Source organism: Microbacterium sp. K41 (genome assembly GCF_004794395.1).
GTDB classification, from domain to species: domain Bacteria; phylum Actinomycetota; class Actinomycetes; order Actinomycetales; family Microbacteriaceae; genus Microbacterium; species Microbacterium sufflavum.
This window is the reverse complement of sequence record NZ_SSDO01000296.1, coordinates 1-789: the sequence shown is the minus strand read 5'-3', so window position 1 is coordinate 789 and position 789 is coordinate 1. Positions and strand designations below refer to the sequence as shown.

The 789-nt window shown below is 74.9% G+C and carries 2 protein-coding genes; one reads left to right on the top strand and one right to left on the bottom strand.

What is annotated here, in order from left to right; translation table 11 throughout:
* Positions 1 to 186: hypothetical protein (locus DW309_RS19490; RefSeq protein ID WP_205812704.1), on the top strand; the 186-nt coding region annotated here is incomplete at its 5' end.
* 17 nt (positions 187 to 203) lie between these two features.
* Here the strand turns inward: DW309_RS19490 and DW309_RS08625 are convergent.
* Positions 204 to 789: SDR family NAD(P)-dependent oxidoreductase (locus DW309_RS08625; protein WP_136045137.1), on the bottom strand; the 586-nt coding region annotated here is incomplete at its 5' end.

Here is a 789-nt window from a genome sequence, read left to right as displayed (position 1 = left end):
CGGCGGTGCCGACTCGCTCGCCAACGACTTCCCCGCCGTGCCGACCGTGCACCGGACGACGCGGCTGCGGCGGACGCCGTCACCGCACTCGCGACCGCGGCTCCGCTGATCACGCCGTCTGCACCGGCGGCGGGCACCGGGGCCACGGCGCCCGACCCCGACGAGTCCGCCCTCCCCGAGGCCTGAGCGCCAGGGCGGCGGCGTCAGTGCACGGACAGGCCGCCGTCGACGAACAGCGAGTGCCCGGTGACGTAGGCCGAGCCCGCACCGGCGAGGAACACCGCGGCGCCCGCGAAGTCGCTCGGCAGTCCGTTGCGTCCGATCATGGTGCGCGCGGCGAGGGCCGCGATGGTGTCGGGGTCCTGCTGCAACCGCGCGTTCAGCGGGGTGAGCACGAACCCGGGCACCAGGGTGTTGCTCGTGACCCCGGTGCCGCCCCAGGCCTCGGCTTCGGAGCGCATGAGCGACTCGACCGCGCCCTTCGACGCGCCGTACACGCCGCTGCCCACGAAAGCCCGGTGCGCCTGCTGCGAGCTGATGTGGATGAGCCGTCCGTAGCCGCGGGACGCCATGCCCCTCGCGTACCGCTGGCCGAGCAGGAACGGCGCCAGCGCGTTGACCGTCATGGTCGCGTCCCAGTCGTCCTGCGTGATCTCGGCGTAGGGCGGCCGGAGGTTGATGCCCGCCGAGTTCACCAGGATGTCCGGCTCGCCGAACGGCTCCGCGGCCGCGGCGGCTGCGGCGTGGATGCCGTCGCGCGTGCCCAGGTCGCCGACGACCCCGGCCGCG